14 protein-coding genes, 1 tRNA gene and 1 rRNA gene are annotated in these 20,846 nt (G+C 69.3%); 3 read left to right on the top strand and 13 right to left on the bottom strand.

Annotated features, from left to right (window positions below; all coding sequences use genetic code 11):
* Nucleotides 1-17: 17 nt before the first annotated feature.
* Nucleotides 18-854, top strand: a complete 837-nt coding sequence (locus tag ACIHIX_RS05510) for an Fpg/Nei family DNA glycosylase (protein WP_399950130.1) — start codon at nt 18-20, stop codon at nt 852-854.
* A gap of 32 nt (nt 855-886) precedes the next feature.
* On the top strand, nt 887-1,648 hold the full coding sequence (locus ACIHIX_RS05505; RefSeq protein WP_399950127.1) for an SDR family NAD(P)-dependent oxidoreductase: 762 nt from the start codon (nt 887-889) through the stop codon (nt 1,646-1,648).
* Here ACIHIX_RS05505 and ACIHIX_RS05500 read toward each other — a convergent pair.
* From ACIHIX_RS05500 to ACIHIX_RS05455, 10 genes are all read right to left on the bottom strand, one after another.
* A complete protein-coding gene (locus tag ACIHIX_RS05500) occupies nt 1,596-1,895 on the bottom strand; it encodes a hypothetical protein (RefSeq protein WP_399950124.1) in 300 nt (99 codons plus the stop codon). The genes ACIHIX_RS05505 and ACIHIX_RS05500 overlap by 53 nt on opposite strands.
* A gap of 121 nt (nt 1,896-2,016) precedes the next feature.
* Nucleotides 2,017-2,487 (bottom strand): Dps family protein, encoded by a 471-nt coding sequence (locus tag ACIHIX_RS05495; RefSeq protein WP_059198656.1) that lies wholly within the window; start codon nt 2,485-2,487, stop codon nt 2,017-2,019.
* A gap of 202 nt (nt 2,488-2,689) precedes the next feature.
* Entirely contained in the window at nt 2,690-3,070 is a 381-nt protein-coding gene (locus tag ACIHIX_RS05490; protein ID WP_399950121.1) for a helix-turn-helix domain-containing protein, read from the bottom strand.
* Nucleotides 3,071-3,179: 109 nt separating this feature from the next.
* Nucleotides 3,180-3,716: a CinA family protein gene (locus ACIHIX_RS05485; RefSeq protein ID WP_399950118.1), complete on the bottom strand. Its 537-nt coding sequence runs from the start codon at nt 3,714-3,716 to the stop codon at nt 3,180-3,182.
* Nucleotides 3,713-4,429 (bottom strand): CDP-diacylglycerol--glycerol-3-phosphate 3-phosphatidyltransferase, encoded by a 717-nt coding sequence (gene pgsA / locus ACIHIX_RS05480; protein ID WP_399950115.1) that lies wholly within the window; start codon nt 4,427-4,429, stop codon nt 3,713-3,715. Before pgsA ends, ACIHIX_RS05485 begins: the two co-directional genes overlap by 4 nt.
* A complete protein-coding gene (gene rimO, locus ACIHIX_RS05475; RefSeq protein ID WP_399950112.1) occupies nt 4,426-5,895 on the bottom strand; it encodes a 30S ribosomal protein S12 methylthiotransferase RimO in 1,470 nt (489 codons plus the stop codon). The genes pgsA and rimO overlap by 4 nt, the downstream gene beginning before the upstream one ends.
* A gap of 85 nt (nt 5,896-5,980) precedes the next feature.
* The gene (locus ACIHIX_RS05470) at nt 5,981-6,817 is read right to left on the bottom strand and encodes a helix-turn-helix domain-containing protein (protein WP_399950109.1); all 837 of its coding nucleotides are present in this window, start codon (nt 6,815-6,817) and stop codon (nt 5,981-5,983) included.
* A 280-nt stretch (nt 6,818-7,097) separates the two neighbouring features.
* On the bottom strand, nt 7,098-9,827 hold the full coding sequence (locus tag ACIHIX_RS05465) for a DNA translocase FtsK (protein ID WP_399950106.1): 2,730 nt from the start codon (nt 9,825-9,827) through the stop codon (nt 7,098-7,100).
* Nucleotides 9,828-9,951: 124 nt separating this feature from the next.
* The gene (locus ACIHIX_RS05460) at nt 9,952-10,641 is read right to left on the bottom strand and encodes a response regulator (RefSeq protein WP_329334027.1); all 690 of its coding nucleotides are present in this window, start codon (nt 10,639-10,641) and stop codon (nt 9,952-9,954) included.
* 367 nt (nt 10,642-11,008) lie between these two features.
* Nucleotides 11,009-16,471, bottom strand: a complete 5,463-nt coding sequence (locus tag ACIHIX_RS05455; RefSeq protein ID WP_399950103.1) for a HAMP domain-containing protein — start codon at nt 16,469-16,471, stop codon at nt 11,009-11,011.
* A gap of 377 nt (nt 16,472-16,848) precedes the next feature.
* On the opposite strand from ACIHIX_RS05455, the gene ACIHIX_RS05450 reads away from it, so the two are divergent.
* Nucleotides 16,849-19,599, top strand: a complete 2,751-nt coding sequence (locus ACIHIX_RS05450) for a SpoIIE family protein phosphatase (protein WP_399950100.1) — start codon at nt 16,849-16,851, stop codon at nt 19,597-19,599.
* Nucleotides 19,600-19,662: 63 nt separating this feature from the next.
* On the opposite strand, the gene ACIHIX_RS05445 is transcribed toward ACIHIX_RS05450, so the two are convergent.
* From ACIHIX_RS05445 to rrf, 3 genes are all read right to left on the bottom strand, one after another.
* Nucleotides 19,663-19,738, bottom strand: a tRNA-Thr gene (locus ACIHIX_RS05445).
* A 76-nt stretch (nt 19,739-19,814) separates the two neighbouring features.
* Nucleotides 19,815-20,477: a DegT/DnrJ/EryC1/StrS family aminotransferase gene (locus ACIHIX_RS05440; protein ID WP_399951892.1), complete on the bottom strand. Its 663-nt coding sequence runs from the start codon at nt 20,475-20,477 to the stop codon at nt 19,815-19,817.
* A 114-nt stretch (nt 20,478-20,591) separates the two neighbouring features.
* A 5S ribosomal RNA gene (rrf, locus tag ACIHIX_RS05435) occupies nt 20,592-20,708 on the bottom strand.
* Nucleotides 20,709-20,846: the final 138 nt, after the last annotated feature.

Raw genomic sequence — 20,846 nt, 5'->3', positions numbered from 1 at the left:
CGTGCCACCCTTGACCCATGCCCGAAGGAGACACCGTCTGGCAGACAGCGACCCGCCTCCACGACGCCCTCGCCGGCCAGACACTCACCCGCAGCGACCTCCGCGTCCCCAGGTTCGCGACAGCGGACCTCACCGGCCGCACCGTGCTGGACGTCACCCCGCGCGGCAAGCACCTCCTGACCCGCATCGAGGGCGGCCTGACCCTCCACTCGCACCTCAAGATGGACGGGTCCTGGAAGGTGTACGCCAACGGCCGGCGCTGGACCGGCGGGCCCACCCACCAGATCCGCGCGATCCTCGGCAACGCCGACAGGACAGCCGTCGGCTACCGCCTGCCCATCCTGGAGCTGCTCCGCACCAGCGACGAGGAACGAGTCGTAGGCCACCTCGGCCCCGACCTCCTGGGCCCGGACTGGGACGCCGACCGCGCGCTCACCAACCTCCTGAGCGACCCCGCCCGCCCTCTCGGCGAGGCCCTCCTCGACCAGCGCAACCTCGCCGGAATCGGCAATGTCTACAAGAGCGAGCTCTGCTTCCTCCTCGGCGTGACCCCCTGGCTCCCCGTCGGCGCGCTCCCCGCCGACCGCGCCGCCAAGCTCCCCGCGCTGGCGAAGAAGCTCCTGGAGGCCAACCGCGACCGCCCGGTCCGCACCACCACGGGCCGCCACGGCCCGGACCTCTTCGTGTACGGCCGCGCCCGCATCCCCTGCCTGCGCTGCCACACCCCCGTCCGGCTGGCCAATCAGGGCGACGGCTCCCGCGAACGCCCCACCTACTGGTGCCCCACGTGCCAGACGGGACCTGTTCCCGCGACCGCCCCGCACCCCGGAGCCCCACACCGTACGACCAATTGACGCTCCGTCAGAAACCCTCGTACCGTCCTCTCATGACCGTGAGCGCGTACGACCTGACCGGACGCACCGCCTTCGTCACCGGTGCCGCCGGCGGTATCGGCCGCGCCACCGCGGTCCTCCTCGCCGAAGCGGGCGCCACCGTGCACTGCGCCGACCGCGACCCACAGGGCCTGCACGAAACGGCGACCCTCATCAAGGACGCGGGCGGCACCTCCCGCACCCATCACCTCGATGTGACGGACCGGAATCAACTCCGCGAGGCCATCGCCTCCTGCGAGCACCTGGACGTGCTGGCCGCGATCGCCGGGATCATGCACAGCAGCCCCGTCCTGGAGACGGCGGACGAGGATCTCGACCGCGTCCTGAACGTCAACTTCAAGGGAGTCCTGTACGCCTGCCAGGAGGCGGCCCGCCTGATGATCGCCCGGCAGACCCGGGGCAGCATCGTCACCATGGCCTCGGGCGCCGTCGACACCGGAGGCCCCGGCCTGCTGGCCTACGGCGCGGCCAAGGCGGCCGTCGTCCAGCTGACGAAGACCCTGGCGGCCGAGGTCGGCCGGCACGGCATCCGGGTCAACGCCGTCGCCCCGGGCTGGATCCGCACGCCGATGACCGACCGCCACGGCGAGGCCCAGGAACGGACCGAGGCGCTGATGGCCCGCATGTCACCGCTCGGCCGGGTGGGCCGGTCCCACGAGGTGGCCCATGCCGTGCTGTACCTGGCCTCGGACGCCGCGTCCTTCACGACGGGCCAGATCCTGCGTCCGAACGGCGGAGTGGCGATGCCGTGGTGACGGCGCTCGTGGCGGCCTGCGCCGCCGCGCCCCGCCAGGCCGACCGCCACCGCCCCGCGGCGAGCGCCCCGGGCGCCCGCGCCCGCGACACACAGTGCACCGGCAGCAGGCTCAGCCCCCAGCCCCCGGCGGCGACGGCACCCTCCAGCACCCCCGCGTCGGAGGACAGCGCCAGTCGCAGCACAGCCCACCACCACAGCGCGCCCAGCGTGAGGGCCGTCCCCCACCGCACTATCGGAAGCCCCATGACCCCACCTCCAGCCCACAGCCCCCAAAGCCCTCAGGACTGCGGAATCCGACGCTAGGCCCCCGCGCCACCCACCGACAGGGCGCACCAACGGCACACCGAGGCACCGCTGGCCCCCGCGTCACCCGTTCTCGGCCTGGAACATCCAGTGGTGCTTCTCCAGATCCGCCGTGATCCCGATGAAGAGATCCTGGCTGACCGGGTCGGCGTCGCCGGTGGCCGCCACCCGCTCCCGCATCCGCCCGATCACCGCGCCCAGCGCGTCCACCAGTGTCCCCACCGCGTCCGCGTCCTTGACCCACCCCTCGGACACCGCGCCGATGCCGCTGCCCGCCGCCACGGTCGCCGCACGCCCGTCCGGCGGGACGCCCAACGCGGAGGCCCGCTCGGCGACGGTGTCGGAGTGGGTGCGCGCGATGTCCACCACCTCGTCGAGTTGCAGATGCACGGACCGGAACCGCGGCCCGACCACGTTCCAGTGGATCTGCTTCGCCACGAGGGCGAGGTCCACGAGATCGACGAGCGCCCCTTGCAGGGCCTCGGCCACGGTCTTCAGGTCCGCGTCGGACAACGGGCTCTTCACGACGTACATGCGCATGCTCCGATTCCTGTACACGGCTTCACGGCCCCGAGCCCCGCCCGTCCCACGATGCACGAAAGCCCCGGCCGACGCCTCTCCAGATGTTCCGGAGAGGCCCGGTCGGGGCTTCGCGCACTTCGCAGAGTGCTTTGCACTTCTCAGTGCATCGTCAGCTCGTCCTCGAGCGGAACCCGAGGGCGTACGCGCGTGACGCTCAGGCGGCGACGACGTCCACTGCCTCGGCGGGCGCCTTGATGGTCACCCGTTCCGGTGGCACACCGGTCACCGAGACGGAACCCAGCATCGGACGTACCGGCGTGGGTACGGTCTCGCTGGGGGTGGCCGCAGCGGACTGGGCCAGCTCGGCGAGGGCGAGCTCGTCGCTCACTTCCCGCATCAGTTCGGACATCCGTACGTCCAGCGCGTCGCAGATGGCGGAGAGCAGCTCGGAGGAAGCCTCCTTCTGCCCCCGCTCCACCTCGGAGAGATAGCCGAGTGAAACTCGGGCGGACGAGGAGACTTCGCGCAGAGTACGGCCCTGGCGTTGGCGCTGCCGACGCAGCACGTCACCCAGCAGGCGACGGAGCAGAATCATCGGTGGCTCCCTCCTCGGACCGCGTAGCCGCATCCTTCACGCCCCACCGTACCGCCTTGCGCCGCGGCCGTGCGGGGAGCGATGTCGTGTTCACTCAGGGCTGCAAACATCAAAACCCCCCGTTCCGTTCCGTATCCTGTGCCCGCTCATTCCCGGTCTGTTCGCCCGCAAGCTCCTGAAGGAGCAGTGCGAGTACGCTCCGTACACTCTCCATACGAATTTCCGCACGGTCGCCGTTCAACCGCAGCGACGCGACTTTCCCGCCATCGGAGAGCTCCGAGGCCGGGCCGTCGACCGCCACATAGACCGTCCCGACGGGCTTTCCGTCCTGTTCCTCCGGTCCGGCGACTCCCGTGGTCGCGATGCCCCAGTCGGCACCGAGCGCCCTGCGGACGCCGGCCGCCATCTGGGCCGCGACCTGCGGGTCCACCGCGCCACGCGCCGTCAGCAGGGCGGCGTCGACACCGAGCACTTCGTGCTTCAGTTCGGTGGCGTAGGCCGTCACCGAACCGCGGAAGGCCTGCGAGGCCCCGGGAGCCGCTGTGATTTCCGCCGCGACCAACCCACCGGTGAGCGACTCGGCGACCGCGAGGGTCTCACCCTTCACCGTCAGTAGTCGCACCACTTCAGTGGCCGGGGAACTCACGCTTCCGTCTCCTCCAACGCCGCCTCGCGCTCGGCGATTCCCTGCCGGCGCAGCACAATGGCTTGTCTCACATAGTCGAGGCCGGTCGCCACGGTGAGGACGACCGCCACAGCCATCACCCAGAACCTCGCGGTGGCCAGCCACCCCGTCAGCGCCAGGATGTACATCCCGACCGCGATGCCCTGGGCGAGGGTCTTGAGCTTGCCGCCGCGGCTCGCCGGGATGACGCCGTACCGGATGACGATGAAACGCAGCAGCGTGATCCCGAGTTCCCGACCGAGAATGACCGCGGTCACCCACCACGGCAGATCACCGAGGGCGGACAGACAGATCAGCGCCGCCCCCATGATCGCCTTGTCGGCGATGGGGTCGGCGATCTTCCCGAAGTCGGTGACGAGGTTGTAGGTGCGCGCCAGATGGCCGTCGAAGAGGTCGGTGATCATGGCGATCGAGAAGGCGGCCCAGGCGAACGAGCGCCACGCGGGGTCGTGTCCGCCGTCGGCCAGCATCAGTGCGACGAATCCCGGCACGAGCAGCAGCCGGATCATCGTCAGGATGTTGGCGATGTTCCAGAGGCTGGCCTGGTCGACGGCCGCGGCCGCGATCTTCCCGCCGCGCGCGGCCTTGCCGGAGTTGTCGACACCGGAGGCACCCATCTGGGCAGCGCCCGCCTTGGCGGCGCCGCCCGCAGCGGATGCCGGTGCTCCGGTCATCTGCCCGCCTCCTCACTACACGCGAGCGAGTCCGTCACCGGCTCGGCCACCAGATCGACACCCTCGGTACCGACCACCTTCGCCTCGACGATACGGCCGACGCTCAGGTCCTCGCCGCTCGTGAGCAGCACCTGGCCGTCCGTCTCCGGCGCCTGGTGCGCACCGCGCCCGTACACGCCCTCGTCGTCCACGGACTCCACCAGCACGTGCACGGTCTCGCCCACGCGCTCCTCGGCCCGCTGCGACACCAGCTCCTCGGCGAGCCGGGAGACCCGCGCCAGCCGCTCGGCGACGACGTCCTCGTCCAGCTTGTTCTCGTAGGTGGCCGCCTCGGTGCCCTCCTCGTCGGAGTAGCCGAAGACACCGATGGCGTCCAGCCGCGCGCCGTTGAGGAAACGCTCCAGCTCGGCCAGATCGGCCTCGCTCTCACCGGGGAAGCCGACGATGAAGTTGGAGCGCACACCCGCCTGCGGGGCCTTGCTCCGGATGGTGTCGAGCAGCTCCAGGAAGCGGTCGGTGTCGCCGAAGCGGCGCATCGAGCGCAGCACGTCGGGCGCGGAGTGCTGGAAGGACAGGTCGAAGTAGGGCACGACCTTGGGCGTGGACGTCAGCACGTCGATGAGGCCGGGCCGCATCTCGGCCGGCTGGAGGTAGCTGACGCGCACCCGCTCGATGCCGTCGACCTCGGCGAGCTCGGGCAGCAGGGACTCCAGCAGCCGGATGTCGCCCAGGTCCTTGCCGTAGGAGGTGTTGTTCTCGGAGACCAGCATGATCTCCTTGACGCCCTGCTCGCCCAGCCAGCGCGCCTCGTTGAGCACGTCCGAGGGGCGCCGGGAGATGAACGAGCCGCGGAAGGACGGGATCGCGCAGAACGTGCAGCGCCGGTCGCAGCCGGAGGCGAGCTTCACCGAGGCGACCGGGGAGCCGTCCAGACGCCGGCGCAGGGGCGCGCGCGGGCCGGAGGACGGAGCGAGTCCCTCCGGGAGGTCCACGGGGCCGTGCCCGGGCAGGGCCACCTCGGCCGCCGACTCCTGGCGCTCGGCCGGGCTGATGGGCAGCAGCTTGCGCCGGTCGCGCGGGGTGTGCGAGGCGTGGATGCCGCCGTTCAGGATGGTCTGGAGGCGGTCGGAGATGTCGGCGTAGTCGTCGAAGCCGAGCACGCCGTCGGCCTCCGGGAGGGCCTCGGCGAGGTCCTTGCCGTACCGCTCGGCCATGCAGCCCACCGCCACGACGGCCTGGGTTCTGCCATGTCCCTTGAGGTCGTTGGCCTCCAGGAGGGCGTCGACGGAGTCCTTCTTGGCGGCGTCGACGAAGCCGCAGGTGTTGACGACGGCGACATCCGCGTCCGCGGCGTCCTCCACGAGGTCCCAGCCGTCCGCCTCCAAGCGGCCTGCGAGCTCCTCCGAGTCCACCTCGTTACGGGCGCAGCCAAGAGTGACGAGTGCGACGGTACGGCGTTCAGGCATGGGCTCAAGACTACTTTGTCCCACCGACAACGAACGTCGACGGGGTTGGTGAAGATCACCAACCCCGTCGAACACGCACCGAGCCTCAGCCGACCTGCGGGTCGCCCTTGGTGTACGTCAGGCGCTCCACGGCGCCGGGCGCCCAGTCGTCGTCGATCTTCTTGCCGTTCACATACAGCTGGATCGCCCCGGCGTCACCGAGGACGAGGTTGATCTTCTCGCTGTCCTGGAAGGTCTTCGACTCGCCCTGCTGGAGCAGGCCGTCGAACAGCAGCCGGCCGTTGTGGTCCTTGGCGGAGATCCAGCTCCTGCCGTCGGGTGCGCTGACCTTGACGGTCACCTTGTCCTGGGGAGCCGCCGCGATGGCGCTGTCGGACGGGTCCGGCTTCGGCGACTCGGGCTTCTCGCTCTTCGGAGTGGGCGTGGCGGACTTGCCGGCCGTGGGCGTCGAACCCTCGGCGACCTGTGCCTTTCCGCCGTCGTCGCCACCCTTGAACGCGGTGAACCCGACGAACCCGATCACCGCGACGATGGCGGCGACCATGGCCGCCGTCCAGTTGGGCCCGCGACGCTCGGGGCGGATGCGTTCCGCCTCGAACAGCGGGGCCGCCGGGGTCGGCGCCGGACGGCCGCCGTGATCGGCGTCGTACTGGGCGAGGAGGGGGGCCGAGTCGAGGCGTACGGCCTTGGCCAGGGTCCGGATGTGGCCTCGGGCGTAGACGTCACCGCCGCAGGGCGTGAAGTCGTCCGCTTCGATGGCATGCACGATGGCGATACGGACCCGGGTGGCGTTGCTGACGTCGTCGACGGTCAGCCCGGCCGCGATACGTGCCTGCTTAAGGGCACGGCCGACGGAGATTCGGGCTTCCTCGCGGTCGTCTTCGAACGGACGCTCGTCTTCAGGGGAGTTGCCGATGGACACGGGGGCGCCTTTCGAGCGTTTAAGCCACCTGTGCTGGAGGTTCAGTCTAGGGGGGGTGCGAAAGGGTGGGGCAACCGGGCGGTGGGACTTTGTACGCCATCGGTATGGCCGGACACGCCGATGGTGGGGCAGCAGCTTTTCGCTTCCCTCAACTTGACGTACGCCGAAGGGAAACGGTTGCTCAATGATCCCTTACGGGTGAGTCACGATCGAACACCCATCAGTGGCCCGCCCGTCCGCAAGGTGACCCTTGCGCCCCGTTTCCGGAGGTGACGTCCTCTTAAGCCTCCCCGCGGATCACCGCGAGCACGCCATCCAGCTCATCAGCCTTCACAAGAACGTCACGTGCCTTGGATCCCTCGCTCGGCCCGACGATCCCGCGCGACTCCATCAGGTCCATCAGACGCCCCGCCTTGGCGAACCCGACGCGCAGCTTGCGCTGGAGCATGGACGTCGAGCCGAACTGGGTGGAGACCACCAGCTCGGCCGCCTGGCACAGCAGGTCCAGGTCGTCGCCGATCTCCTCGTCGATCTCCTTCTTCTGCTTGGTGCCCACGGTGACGTCGTCCCGGAAGACCGGCGCCATCTGGTCCTTGCAGTGCTGGACGACGGCGGCGACCTCGTCCTCGGTGACGAAGGCGCCCTGCATACGGGTGGGCTTGTTCGCCCCCATCGGCAGGAACAGCCCGTCGCCCTTGCCGATCAGCTTCTCGGCGCCGGGCTGATCGAGGATGACCCGGGAGTCGGCCAGGGACGAGGTGGCGAAGGCGAGCCGTGAGGGCACGTTCGCCTTGATCAGACCCGTGACGACGTCGACCGACGGCCGCTGCGTGGCGAGCACCAGGTGGATGCCGGCGGCGCGCGCGAGCTGCGTGATGCGCACGATCGAGTCCTCGACGTCACGCGGCGCGACCATCATCAGGTCCGCGAGCTCGTCGACGATCACCAGCAGGTACGGGTACGTCTTGAGCTCCCGCTCGCTGCCCTCGGGCGTCTTGAGCTTGCCGTCGCGGATCGCCTGGTTGAAGTCGTCGATGTGCCGGTACCCGAACGCCGCCAGGTCGTCGTACCGCAGGTCCATCTCCCGTACGACCCACTGGAGCGCCTCGGCGGCCCGCTTCGGGTTGGTGATGATCGGCGTGATCAGGTGCGGGATGCCCTCGTACGCCGTCAGCTCGACGCGCTTGGGGTCCACCAGGACCATCCGCACGTCCTCCGGGGTCGCGCGGACCATGATGGAAGTGATCAAGCAGTTAATGCACGACGACTTACCGGAACCGGTGGCTCCGGCGACGAGCACGTGCGGCATCTTCGCGAGGTTGGCCATCACATAGCCGCCCTCGACGTCCTTGCCGAGCGCCACCAGCATCGGGTGGTCGTCCTCGGCCGCGGCGGCCAGTCGCAGCACGTCACCGAGGTTGACCATCTCCCGGTCGGTGTTCGGGATCTCGATGCCGACCGCGGACTTGCCTGGGATCGGGGAGATGATCCGTACGTCGGGACTGGCGACGGCGTACGCGATGTTCTTGGTCAGCGCGGTGATCCGCTCCACCTTCACGGCGGGGCCGAGTTCGACCTCGTAGCGCGTGACCGTCGGCCCGCGCGTGAAGCCGGTGACGGCCGCGTCGACCTTGAACTCCATGAAGACGTTCTGGAGCGAGGCGACGACCGCGTCGTTGGCGGCGCTGCGCGTCTTGCCGGGTCCGCCGCGCTCCAGGAGGTCGAGCGAGGGCAGCGAGTAGGTGATGTCACCCGAGAGCTGGAGCTGCTCGGCGCGCGGTGGCAGGTCGTCGGGCGCCTCGGGCGCGGGCTTGGTGAGATCCGCGACCTCGACCTTCAGCTTCTCCTGCTTGGGCCGAGCGGCAGGCACCGGCGTAGAGGCCGGAGTCGAGGCCGGGACCGGAGTCGGAGTGGTCTCCTCCCGGTCCCCCACACTCACCCCCTGGGTGAGGTCGGCGACGATCGGCGACGGCGGCATCCCGTGAAGCACGGCTCCGTCGAGGGCGGCCGCGGCGGCCGCGGCGACGTCCACGGCGTCCATCTGCCGGTCCATGTCGGGCTGCGGCACAGCGGAGCGCCTCGGGCGCCCACGACGCCGCGAGAGAGCCTCCTGCTCGGCACCCTCGGGGTCGTACGCCACGGGCGTCTGGGCGCGCTTGCGCGCGCGTGGGGGCAGCGCCTCACGCCACTGTTCGTCGTAGCGCTCGTCGTCCGCGGAGAACTCGTCGAACTCGTCCGCTCCCGGATCGTGCAGCACCCCGAGCCGCACCCCGAGCTCCCGCAGCCGCCGCGGGATGGCGTTGACCGGCGTGGCCGTGACGACGAGCAGGCCGAAGACGGTGAGCAGCACGAGCAGCGGTACGGCGAGGACCTCGCCCATGGTGTACGTCAGCGGGGTCGCCGCACCCCAGCCGATGAGGCCGCCGGCGTCCCTTATGGCCTGCATGCCATCGCTGCGGGCGGGCGCGCCGCACGCGATGTGGACCTGCCCGAGCACACCGATGACGAGCGCGGACAGGCCGATGACGATCCGGCCGTTGGCCTCGGGCTTCTCGGGGTGCCGGATGAACCGCGCGGCGATCACCGCGAGCAGTATCGGCACGAGCAGGTCGAGGCGCCCGAAGGCGCCGGTCACGATGATCTCCACGAGGTCGCCCACCGGACCGCGCAGGTTCGACCAGGTGCCGGCCGCACAGATCAGCGCGAGGCCGAGCAGCAGCAGCGCGACACCGTCCTTGCGGTGCGCCGGGTCGAGGTTCTTCGCGCCGTTCCCTATGCCGCGGAACACCGCGCCCACGGCGTGCGCCAGGCCCAGCCAGACGGCGCGTACGAGCCTGTAGATGCCGCCGGTCGGGTTCGGCGCCGGCTTCGGAGGCGGCGCGGCCTTCTTCGCCACGGCCTTCTTGGCGGGCGCCTTCTTCGCCGGAGCCTTCTTCGCGGCGGCCTTCTTCGCCGGAGCCGCCGCCTTCTTCGCGGGCTGCTTCTTGGCAGCGGAGGGACGTGAGGCCATAGGTGTGAGGTTACCGGTGGAGACGAGAAGGGACACGCGTGCCCACTGCTTCACCCGTTCGTGTCGCCCTTGCGGGGACTGGAAACTGACGTGTGCTCACGCGCAACTGGGCCGCGCCGGGGCCTCAGTTCTGGGAGGGCACCGCCGACGTGGATCCGGCGCCCGGTTCGAGGGCGTCCAGCGCCCGCCGCAAACCGGTGAGTTTGCGTTCGAGATGCGCTGCCGTGGCGACCGCCGCCGCGTCCGCCGACTCGTCGTCGAGCTGCTTGGACAGCGCCTCGGCCTGCTCCTCGACCGCCGCCAGCCGCGCCGACAACTCGGCGAGCAGCCCGGCCGGCTCCTTCGCCTCGCCGGCCGCCGGCGCCTTGCCGCCCGTACCGCCCTCCAACTGGAGCCGCAGCAGCGCCGCCTGCTCCCGCAGCTGGCAGTTCTTCATGTAGAGCTCGACGAACACCGAGACCTTCGCGCGCAGCACCCACGGGTCGAACGGCTTGGAGATGTAGTCGACCGCGCCGGCCGCGTACCCACGGAACGTGTGATGGGGGCCGTGGTTGATCGCGGTGAGGAAGATGATCGGGATGTCCCGGGTGCGCTCCCGCCGCTTGATGTGCGCGGCGGTCTCGAAGCCGTCCATGCCCGGCATCTGGACGTCCAGCAGAATGACCGCGAAATCGTCAGTGAGCAGCGCTTTGAGCGCTTCCTCCCCGCTCGATGCCCGCACCAGTGTCTGATCGAGCGCGGAGAGGATGGCCTCCAGCGCCAGCAGATTCTCCGGCCGGTCATCGACCAGGAGGATCTTGGCCTTCTGCACCATGGCCCGCCCTCCTCGCCCCGGATGTGCACCGGGCGCCGCCCCTGGGGACGACTCCCTTTCGCCGCCCAACCTTGTGCCGGTCATGGTAGCCGCACCCCGCCCGTCGCCACACCCTGTCACCGCGATGTCACTGTGCACGTAGCAGAAACGCAAGCGGAGACCAGAAGGTTCCCCGAATCCCGTACTTCTACACGGCTTCGAGCACACTGAGTCAGCAACTCCGCGTGAACACAGAAGGTTCCCCAGCATCCACGCGAAGCCCGCCCCGTCCGGTCACGCGACCCTCACGCCGTCCCGTCACGCAACCCTCACGATTCCCGCACCGGTCCCCCGCCAAAGGGCCCGCCCGCTGCCCGCACGGGTCCCGTCACGCGCCCCGCATCCACTGCTCCATGACCGTGAGCAGATGATCGGGGTCGACCGGCTTGGTGACGTAGTCGGAGGCGCCCGACTCGATCGCCTTCTCCCGGTCGCCCTTCATCGCCTTCGCGGTCAGCGCGATGATCGGCAGGCCCGCGAACTGCGGCATCCTGCGGATCGCCGTCGTCGTCGCGTACCCGTCCATCTCCGGCATCATGATGTCCATCAGCACGACCGTCACGTCGTCGTGCTGCTCCAGGACCTCGATGCCCTCGCGGCCGTTCTCGGCGTACAGCACCGACAGCCCGTGCTGCTCCAGGACGCTGGTCAGCGCGAAGACGTTACGGATGTCGTCGTCGACGATGAGCACCTTCTCGCCGCCGAACCGGATACCGGGCCGCGCCTCCGTGACCGGGTTCTGCTCCGTCGCCGACCACCGCTCCTGAGGCGGCTGTTCGGCCTCCGGCAGGGCACGGCGGCGGCGCCGGAACAGGGCCGCGGCACCGTTCTGCGTCTCCTGGTACGACCTCACCTCGGCCGGTGTCACCACCTCCACCTCGGACAGCCCGTTGCTCTCCGAGGCCAGCAGCTCACCGGCCTCCAGGGCGGGCATGGGCTGCTGATAGCCCTGCGGCGGCAGTTCGCTCGGGTGCAGCGGCAAATACAGCGTGAACGTCGAGCCGCGTCCCGGCTCGCTCTGGGCGTGGATCTCACCGCCCAGCAGCTGGGCGATCTCCCGCGAGATGGACAGCCCGAGGCCCGTACCGCCGTACTTGCGGCTGGTCGTGCCGTCGGCCTGCTTGAACGCCTCGAAGATCACCCGCATCTTGCTGGCCGCGATCCCGATCCCGGTGTCGGTCACGGAGAACGCGATCAGATCGGCGTCCGGATCCCGCAGCGAACCGGTCTCCAGGAGCTGCTCGCGGATCTGCACCGGCACGTCCGCGTTGGCCGGCCGGATGACCAGCTCCACCGCTCCGGAGTCGGTGAACTTCACCGCGTTGGAGAGCAGGTTGCGCAGCACCTGGAGCAGCCGCTGCTCGTCGGTGTGCAGCGTGGCCGGCAGCTCCGGCGAGACCCGCACCGACAGGTCCAGGCCCTTCTCCGCGGTCAGCGGCCGGAAGGTGGCCTCCACGTAGTCGACGAGCTGGACGAGCGCGATGCGCGTCGGGGAGACGTCCATCTTGCCCGCCTCGACCTTCGACAGGTCGAGGATGTCGTTGATGAGCTGGAGCAGGTCGGAGCCGGCCCCGTGGATGGTCTCGGCGAACTCCACCTGCTTCGGGGTGAGGTTGGCGTCCGCGTTGTCGGCGAGCAGCTTGGCCAGGATCAGCAGCGAGTTGAGCGGCGTCCGCAGCTCGTGCGACATGTTGGCGAGGAACTCGCTCTTGTAACGCATCGACACGGCGAGTTGCTCGGCGCGCTCCTCCAGGACCTGCCGCGCCTCCTCGATCTCGGTGTTCTTGACCTCGATGTCGCGGTTCTGCTGGGCCAGCAGCTCGGCCTTCTCCTCCAGTTCGGCGTTGGAGGACTGGAGGGCCTTCTGCCGGTTCTCCAACTCCGCCGACCGCTCCCGAAGTTGCTCGGTCAGCTCCTGCGACTGCCGCAGCAGCACCTCGGTCTTCGTGTTGACGGAGATGGTGTTGACGCTGGTCGCGATCATCTCGGCGATCTGGTTGAGGAAGTCCTTCTGGATCTGCGTAAAGGGAGTGAAGGAGGCCAGCTCGATGACGCCGAGCACCTTGCCCTCGAACAGCACGGGAAGGACGATCACTTGCGCCGGAGGCGCCTCGCCGAGCCCGGAGGAGATCTTCAGATACCCGCTGGGCGCGTTCTCCACGAGGATCGTGCGCTTCTCCTGCGCGGCCGTCCCGATGAGCGCCTCACCCGGCCGGAACGAGGTCGGCATGGAGCCCATCGAGTAGCCGTACGACCCGAGCATGCGCAGTTCGTACGAGTCCTCCTGCTCGGCGCTGACGTCCTTGCCGTCGACGAGCGGCATCGCCAGGAAGAACGCGCCGTGCTGCGCGGAGACGACCGGCGTCAGCTCGCTCATGATCAGCGAGGCCACGTCCGCGAGGTCGCGGCGGCCCTGCATGAGCGCGGAGATACGGGCCAGGTTGCCCTTGAGCCAGTCCTGCTCCTTGTTGGCGATCGTGGTGTCGCGCAGGTTGGCGATCATCTTGTTGATGTAGTCCTGGAGTTCCTGGATCTCCCCGGACGCGTCCACGTCGATCTTCAGGTTCAGGTCACCGCGGGTCACCGCGGTCGCCACGCGCGCGATGGCACGCACCTGCCGGGTCAGGTTCCCGGCCATCTCGTTCACGGACTCGGTGAGGTCCCGCCAGGTGCCGTCCACGTCACGCACGCGTGCCTGGCCGCCGAGCTGGCCCTCGGTGCCCACCTCACGGGCGACTCGGGTGACCTCCTCGGCGAAGGAGGACAGCTGGTCGACCATCGTGTTGATGGTGGTCTTCAGCTCCAGGATCTCGCCGCGCGCGTCGATGTCGATCTTCTTCGTCAGGTCACCTTTGGCGATGGCCGTGGTCACCATGGCGATGTTCCGCACCTGACCGGTCAGGTTGGACGCCATCTGGTTCACCGACTCGGTGAGGTCCTTCCAGGTACCGGCCACACCCGGTACCCGCGCCTGTCCGCCGAGGATGCCGTCCGTGCCCACCTCGCGGGCCACCTTGGTGACCTGGTCGGCGAACGAACTCAGCGTCTTCACCATGGTGTTGAAGGTGTCGGCGAGCTGCGCGACCTCACCGCGCGCCTCGATCGTCACCGTCCGCGTCAGGTCGCCGTTGGCGACGGCGGACGCGACCTGGGAGATGTTCCGCACCTGCATGGTCAGGTTGTTGGCCATGAGGTTCACGTTGTCGCTGAGGTCCTTCCAGATGCCGACAACGCCCGGCACATGGGCCTGCCCGCCCAGGATGCCCTCGGTGCCCACCTCACGGGCCACCCGGGTCACCTGCTCGGCGAAGGACGACAGCTGGTCCACCATCGTGTTGACGGTGCTGACGAGTTCGAGGATCTCGCCCTTGGCGTCGACGGTGATCTTCTTCGACAGGTCGCCCTTGGCGACGGCGGTCGTGACCTCGGCGATGTTGCGCACCTGGATGGTCAGGTTGTTCGCCATGAAGTTCACGGACTGCGTGAGGTCCTTCCAGGTGCCGGAGACCCCCTGCACCTCGGCCTGACCACCGAGGATGCCCTCGGTACCCACCTCACGGGCCACTCGCGTGACCTCCTCGGCGAAGGACGACAGCTGGTCGACCATCGTGTTCAGGGTGTTCTTCAGCTCCAGGATCTCGCCACGCGCGTCGACGGTGATCTTCTGGGACAGGTCACCCCGGGCCACCGCGGTCGCGACCTGCGCGATGTTCCGCACCTGCCCGGTCAGGTTGGACGCCATGCCGTTCACCGAGTCGGTGAGGTCCCGCCACACACCCGCGACGCCGGGCACCTGCGCCTGCCCGCCCAGCCGACCCTCCGTACCCACTTCCCGCGCCACCCGGGTCACCTGGTCGGCGAAGGCGGAGAGCTGGTCGACCATCGTGTTGATGGTGTTCTTCAGCTCCAGGATCTCGCCGCGCGCGTCGACGTCGATCTTCTGGGACAGGTCACCGCGGGCCACCGCGGTCGTCACCTGGGCGATCTGCCGCACCTGCGAGGTGAGGTTGCCACCCATGAAGTTGACGGAGTCGGTGAGCTCCTTCCACGTACCGGAGACCCCCGGCACGACAGCCTGGCCGCCCAGACGCCCCTCGGTGCCCACGTCCCGGGCCATCCGCGTCACCTGGTCGGCGAAGGCCGACAGCTGGTCCACCATCGTGTTCACGGTGTTCTTCAGCTGAAGCATCTCGCCGGACACGTCGACGGTGACCTTCTGCGACAGGTCACCATTGGCCACCGCCGTCGTCACCTGGGCGATGTTCCTCACCTGTCCGGTGAGATTCCGGAACGCCGTGTTGACGGAGTCGGTGAGGTCCTTCCAGGTTCCGGCCGCGCCGGACACCTGCGCCTGCCCGCCCAGCTCACCCTCGACACCGACCTCGCGCGCCACGCGCGTGACCTCGGCACCGAACGCCGACAGCTGGTCCACCATCCCGTTGACGGTGTTCTTCAGCTCCAGCATCTCGCCGGCCACGTCCACGGTGACCTTCTGCGACAGGTCACCATTGGCCACCGCCGTCGTCACCTGCGCGATATCCCTCACCTGAATGGTCAGATTCCGGAACACCGTGTTGACGGAATCCGTGAGGTCCTTCCACGTACCCGCCGCTCCCGGCACGTTCGCCTGCCCACCGAGCTGGCCCTCGGCACCGACCTCGTTGGCCACGCGGGTGACCTCGTCCGCGAAGATCCGCAGGGTCTCGGTCATCTGGTTGATCGTGTCCGCGAGCTGAGCGACCTCGCCCCGCGCCGACACGGTCACCTTCCGCGACAGATCACCGCTGGCGACCGCGGTCGTCACCTCGGCGATCCCGCGCACCTGTGCCGTCAGATTGCCGGCCATCAGGTTCACCGAATCGGTGAGGTCCTTCCACACACCAGCCACACCGGGCACCTGCGCCTGCCCGCCGAGCTCACCCTCGACGCCCACCTCGCGCGCGACGCGAGTCACCTCGGAGGAGAAGGACGACAGCTGGTCCACCATCGTGTTGACGGTGTTCTTCAGTTCGAGCATCTCTCCGGCCACGTGAACCGTGACCTTCCGGGACAGATCACCCTTGGCCACCGCGGTCGTCACCAGCGCGATGTCCCGCACCTGGGCGGTCAGCCGGTACGCCATGGTGTTGACCGAGTCCGTGAGGTCCTTCCACGAACCCGACATCCCGCGCACCTTGGCCTGCCCGCCCAGCTTGCCCTCGGTGCCCACCTCGCTGGCCACGCGCGTGACCTCGTCGGTGAACGTGGAGAGCTGGTCGACCAGATTGTTGACAGTTCGTCCGACCTTCAGGAACTCGCCGCGCAGCGGATGCCCGCTCCCGTCCGGCGCCTGCGTCCGCAGCTCCATGCGCGGCGACAGATCACCCTCCGCGACCGCGGAGAGCACCCGGCCGACCTCCGAGACAGGCCGTACGAGATCGTCGACCAGGGCGTTGGAGGCGTCGATGGCGGTCAGCCACGAACCCTCACAGGCGCCGATCTCCAGCCGTTCCGTGAGCTTTCCCTCACGGCCGACCATCCGCCGGACCCGGGACAGCTCACCGGTCAGATGCAGATTCCGGTCGGCGACCTCGTTGTAAACCGCCGCGATCTCGGACATCACACCGTCGCCGGAGACGGTGAGCCGCTTGCGGAAATTCCCGTCCCGCATCGACACCAGAGCCGCCAGCAGTCGGTTCAGGGCAGCCGTGTCCACCGCGGTGGTACCACCGCGTGGTTTGCGCTGGTTGTTCAGGGACTGTCCGCCTTTCGCGCGCGTCTTAGTGCCCCGCGTCGCTGCGCCAGACTCCACTGTGTCCCTCCCGCAGGGGTCGACCGTTACTGCTGAGCTCCGGTACTACTGCTCGGCGTACCAGTTAATGCTGTGCCTCGGTGCCGGATATACCAGGCCGCATCACGGGCTGCTGCCCGCTGTGGACAGAAGACACCCGGCCTGCCCGGACCTTCACAAGAAGCTTGCCCAGTGTTTCACCCTGGCTGAACCCGGCCATAACAGTTCGGCAGCTTCGCACATCGTCCGCACACCCTCCGGACGGAAACACTGGTGACCGGCATCCGCATGGACGGGGAAGGTAAGTAACCTTGCATGCGGCTGTCCAGCCGCGCCGGTCCGTCCGGCCTGGGCGGTGGCACGAGCACGAGCGGGCATCGGAGGGGCGGCCGCACAACATGACCACCGGACTGATCCCCGGGGGACCTCCCCCGGACCGCCGGCCGACGGACGGCCTGCCGCAACAGCGGCACGAGCCGGTCGGCCACGGAGCCCTGCACGTCGACAACCGGACGAGGAGTTCAGTGATCACCGCTCGCGCGGCCGCCAGCTTCGAGCCCGTCGGGCGATCGGTCGCGAGCGCCCGCTCCTTCGTCCGCGACACACTCCAGGGCTGGGGCTTCGCCGACATCATCGACGACGCGGTGGTCCTCACCAGCGAACTGGTGACGAACGCCGTGGTGCACGCGGGCACCGCCGCGGACGTCCTGTGTCTCCGCAGCGACGACGGTGTACGGATCGAGGTCGCCGACCGCTATCCCGAACGCGAGATCCCCCTCCAGGGCCATCCCGCCACCATGGGCAGCCCCGACCGCGAGGGCGGCCGCGGCCTCCAGCTGTGCGCGGCCCTGGCCGGCCGCTGGGGCGTCGACTACACGCCCACGCACAAGCAGGTCTGGTTCCAGCTCGACCTCCCCGAACGCCCGGTGGGCACCCGCGCCGCCGGCCCGTCCCTCCCCGCGAACCTCCTGCCGCTGGCCGACGGCCGCGTCCGCGTAGCCGTCATCCAGATCGACCGTACGGCCGCCATCTCGGCCTGGAACGAGGACGCCGAGGAACTCTTCGGCTACCCGGCCGAACAGGTCACCGGCAAGCCCCTGACCGACCTCGCGGCCTGGCCGCACACCCCGGGCACCAGCACCGGCATCGCCGAGGCCCTCCAACTCTCGCGCTGGGAAGGCAGTTACGGCATCCGCGGCGCCAACGGCCGCGTCACGCCCGTGTACGCCTCCCATCTCCGCGTCCGCGACACCGGCGGCGAGCCCTCCACGGTCTGCCTGCTCGTCCGCGACCACGAACGCGCGGTCCTGCAGACCCCGTTGCGCATCCCGGCCTCCGACACCTCGTCCGGCTCCGACGGCCAGAGCACCGACCCCTTCGAGGTCTTCATCGGCTCCCCGGCCCCGGACGACCTCGACGGCCTCCTCCAACGCACGGTGGAACGCGCCCGCGACATGCTCGACGCCGACTCGGCGTTCCTGCTCCTCGCGACCGACGACGAGACCGAGCTGGAGGTCCGTGCCTCCACCGGCCTCCCGTCCGCCCGCCAGCGCTTCGCGCGCGTGCCCGTCGAAGCCGGCCCCGGCCGTTACGGCTCGGCCCGCATGCCGGCCGTCCACGACGACCTGTCGGCCGTCCCGGGCGCGGTACCCCTGCTGAGCGGCACGGGCATGCGCTCGGTCGTCACGGTCCCCCTGAAGGTCGAGGGCCGCCTCACCGGCTCCCTCGGTGTAGCCGCCGAGGCGCCCAGCAGATACTCGAACGAAGAGGCCCTGCGCCTCCAGTTCGCCGCCGATCGCATCGCGTTGGCGGTGGAATCGGCCCGCCTGGGCGAACTCGAGCGCCTGCGCCGTGGCTCCCTGAGCTTCCTGGTCGAGGCCTCCGACCTCCTGGCAGGCACCCTGGACCGCGACCAGACCCTGGCCCTGATGGCCCAGATGACGGTCCCGACCCTCGCCACCTGGTGCGCGGTCTACACGATCGCCGACCAGGCCTCGGAGCCGTACCTGTCGTACGTCCTCCACGAGGACGAGGAACTCATCGACGGCATCAAGTCGTTGCTCTCGAAGATCTCCCCGCCCGACCCGGTCCCCACCCCGGGCGCCCGCGTCTGGTCGGCCCCCGCCGAGGCCGCCCACCAGGCGGCCCTGCGCACCTCCATGCGCAGCCTGGGCCTGGGCGAGCCCATCGGCCGCATCAGCGCGGGCATCGGCCCGACCCTCGCCACCGCCTCCGCGGTGGGCGGCGAAACGGTGGTCCTCCCTCTGGTCGCCCGCAACCGCGTCATCGGCATGCTGACCCTGGGCAAGCCCACCGACGAACACTTCCGCCAGGAAATCCTGGAGCTGGCCGAGGACTTGAGCCGCCGCGCCGCCCTGGCCCTCGACAACGCCCGCCTCTACTCCGAGCGCACAGCCATCAGCCAGTCCCTCCAGCGCAGCCTCCTGCCCCCGGAGCAGCCCGCGATCGAGGGCATCGAGGTAGAGGTCATCTACCGCGCGGCCGGCGAGGGCAACGAGGTTGGCGGTGACTTCTACGACGTCTTCCCCATCCGCGACGGCGTCTACGGCTTCGCCATCGGCGACGTGTGCGGTACGGGCCCGCACGCGGCGGCGGTGACGGGCCTGGCCCGGCATGCCCTGCGCCTGCTCGCCAGGGAGGGCCTCAGCGGCCCGGCGGTCCTGGAGCGCCTCAACTCCGCGATCCTCGACGAGGGCGCCCGCAGCCGCTTCCTGACCCTCCTCTACGGCGAGATGCGCCCCCAGGACGACGGCAGCGCGGAAATGAAGGTCGTCTGCGCCGGCCACCCCCTCCCGCTCCGCCTCCGCCAGGACGGCACGGTCGAACCGGCCGCCGAACCCCAGCCTCTCCTGGGCGTCATCGAGGACCTGGAGCTGTACGAGCAGTCGGTCACCCTTGACCCCGGTGACGTCCTCCTCTGTGTCACGGACGGCGTCACCGAGCGCCGCGAGGGCACCCGCATGCTGGGCGACGACGGCCTCACCGACGTCCTCACGACCTGCACGGGCCTGACGGCGGGCGCGGTCGCGGCTCGCGTCATGCGCGCGGTGGAGCGCTTCGCCTCGGACGCTCCGTCGGACGACATGGCGATCCTGGCGATGCGCGTCCCCGGCCTGCACAACGACTGAGCACCCGGAGAAGACGGGGACATGCGAAAGGCCCCCGCCCATAAGGGCGGAGGCCTTTTCTGCTGGAGCCCCCTAACGGAATCGAACCGTTGACCTTCTCCTTACCATGGAGACGCTCTGCCGACTGAGCTAAGGGGGCCTGTCGCTTTTACGAGGTTTCCCTCGCGGCAACGAAATAGATCATACCCCGAACAGACCCGTGCTCCCAACCTCGCTCAGAAGGCGGCCTGAAGCAGCCCACCCAGCGCATTACAGGCACCCACGACCCGCTGCATGTCCCGCTTGGTAAGCGCCGCATCGACGGGCAAGGCCAACGTCTCGTCGGCTGCCAACTCGGTCTCCCGCAGGGCCACATACCGCCGGAACTCGGGCAGCCGGTGCACAGGCGTCTTCACCGGCACCCGGCACTCAACTCCCCGCCCCCGCAAGGCGCGAGCGAAGGCGTCCCGATCGGGCCGCCCATTGCCGGGCACTCGCACGACGTACTGCTGATAGGTGTGCCCGTCCCCACCATCAGGGGTCCACACCCCCTTCAACTTCCCGTCCAGATAGGCGGCGCGCTCCCGCCGCTGAGCGACCTCGTCGTACGGAGCCTCGGACTCTCCCTGCTCCAGCACGAGCAGCCCATGCCGCTGCCCCACACCGTGCAGCGCCGCGATATCGGCTCGCCTCCCGAACCGGTGCACCACAACGACAGCCGCCGTCCGAGGGGTTATGGCCGCCTCGACGGCGGTCACGTCGAGGCAGTACGTCAACGGATCTATGTCGGCGAACACCGGAAGCGCACCGGCCAGCACGACCGCCTCGGCCACTTCGACGTTCCCGAAGGCCGGTACGACGACCTCGTCACCGACTCCGACGCCGGCGGCCCTGAGCATTGCAGCAGTACCCATGCTCCGGATGCTGCTTGCGCAACGTGAACTTCAAGTGACGCAGAACAAAAAAGGGTTGGACCCCGAACCGAAGTTCAGGATCCAACCCTTTGAAGAATTGTTCGGCGGCGTCCTACTCTCCCACAGGGTCCCCCCTGCAGTACCATCGGCGCTGTAAGGCTTAGCTTCCGGGTTCGGAATGTAACCGGGCGTTTCCCTCACGCTATGACCACCGAAACACTATGAAACTGTCAGCCGCACCATACCGTGACCATGGCATGGGGCTGTTCGTGGTTTCAGAACCAACACAGTGGACGCGAGCAACTGAGGACAAGCCCTCGGCCTATTAGTACCGGTCACCTCCACCCATTACTG

The organism is Streptomyces sp. NPDC051913 (assembly GCF_044593635.1).
GTDB lineage: Bacteria > Actinomycetota > Actinomycetes > Streptomycetales > Streptomycetaceae > Streptomyces.
Note: the sequence above shows the minus strand (reverse complement) of the source record. Positions and strands in the feature narration are given on the sequence as shown.

What these genes read in the sequence shown, in the direction of transcription:
- ACIHIX_RS05465 (WP_399950106.1), bottom strand. Translation starts at nt 9,827, where the DNA reads ATGGCCTCACGTCCCTCCGCTGCCAAGAAGCAGCCCGCGAAGAAGGCG.
- pgsA (WP_399950115.1), bottom strand. Translation starts at nt 4,429, where the DNA reads ATGACCGGAGCACCGGCATCCGCTGCGGGCGGCGCCGCCAAGGCGGGC.
- ACIHIX_RS05460 (WP_329334027.1), bottom strand. Translation starts at nt 10,641, where the DNA reads ATGGTGCAGAAGGCCAAGATCCTCCTGGTCGATGACCGGCCGGAGAAT.
- ACIHIX_RS05510 (WP_399950130.1), top strand. Translation starts at nt 18, where the DNA reads ATGCCCGAAGGAGACACCGTCTGGCAGACAGCGACCCGCCTCCACGAC.
- ACIHIX_RS05495 (WP_059198656.1), bottom strand. Translation starts at nt 2,487, where the DNA reads ATGTACGTCGTGAAGAGCCCGTTGTCCGACGCGGACCTGAAGACCGTG.
- ACIHIX_RS05505 (WP_399950127.1), top strand. Translation starts at nt 887, where the DNA reads ATGACCGTGAGCGCGTACGACCTGACCGGACGCACCGCCTTCGTCACC.
- ACIHIX_RS05450 (WP_399950100.1), top strand. Translation starts at nt 16,849, where the DNA reads ATGACCACCGGACTGATCCCCGGGGGACCTCCCCCGGACCGCCGGCCG.
- ACIHIX_RS05440 (WP_399951892.1), bottom strand. Translation starts at nt 20,477, where the DNA reads ATGCTCAGGGCCGCCGGCGTCGGAGTCGGTGACGAGGTCGTCGTACCG.
- ACIHIX_RS05490 (WP_399950121.1), bottom strand. Translation starts at nt 3,070, where the DNA reads ATGATTCTGCTCCGTCGCCTGCTGGGTGACGTGCTGCGTCGGCAGCGC.
- ACIHIX_RS05500 (WP_399950124.1), bottom strand. Translation starts at nt 1,895, where the DNA reads ATGGGGCTTCCGATAGTGCGGTGGGGGACGGCCCTCACGCTGGGCGCG.
- rimO (WP_399950112.1), bottom strand. Translation starts at nt 5,895, where the DNA reads ATGCCTGAACGCCGTACCGTCGCACTCGTCACTCTTGGCTGCGCCCGT.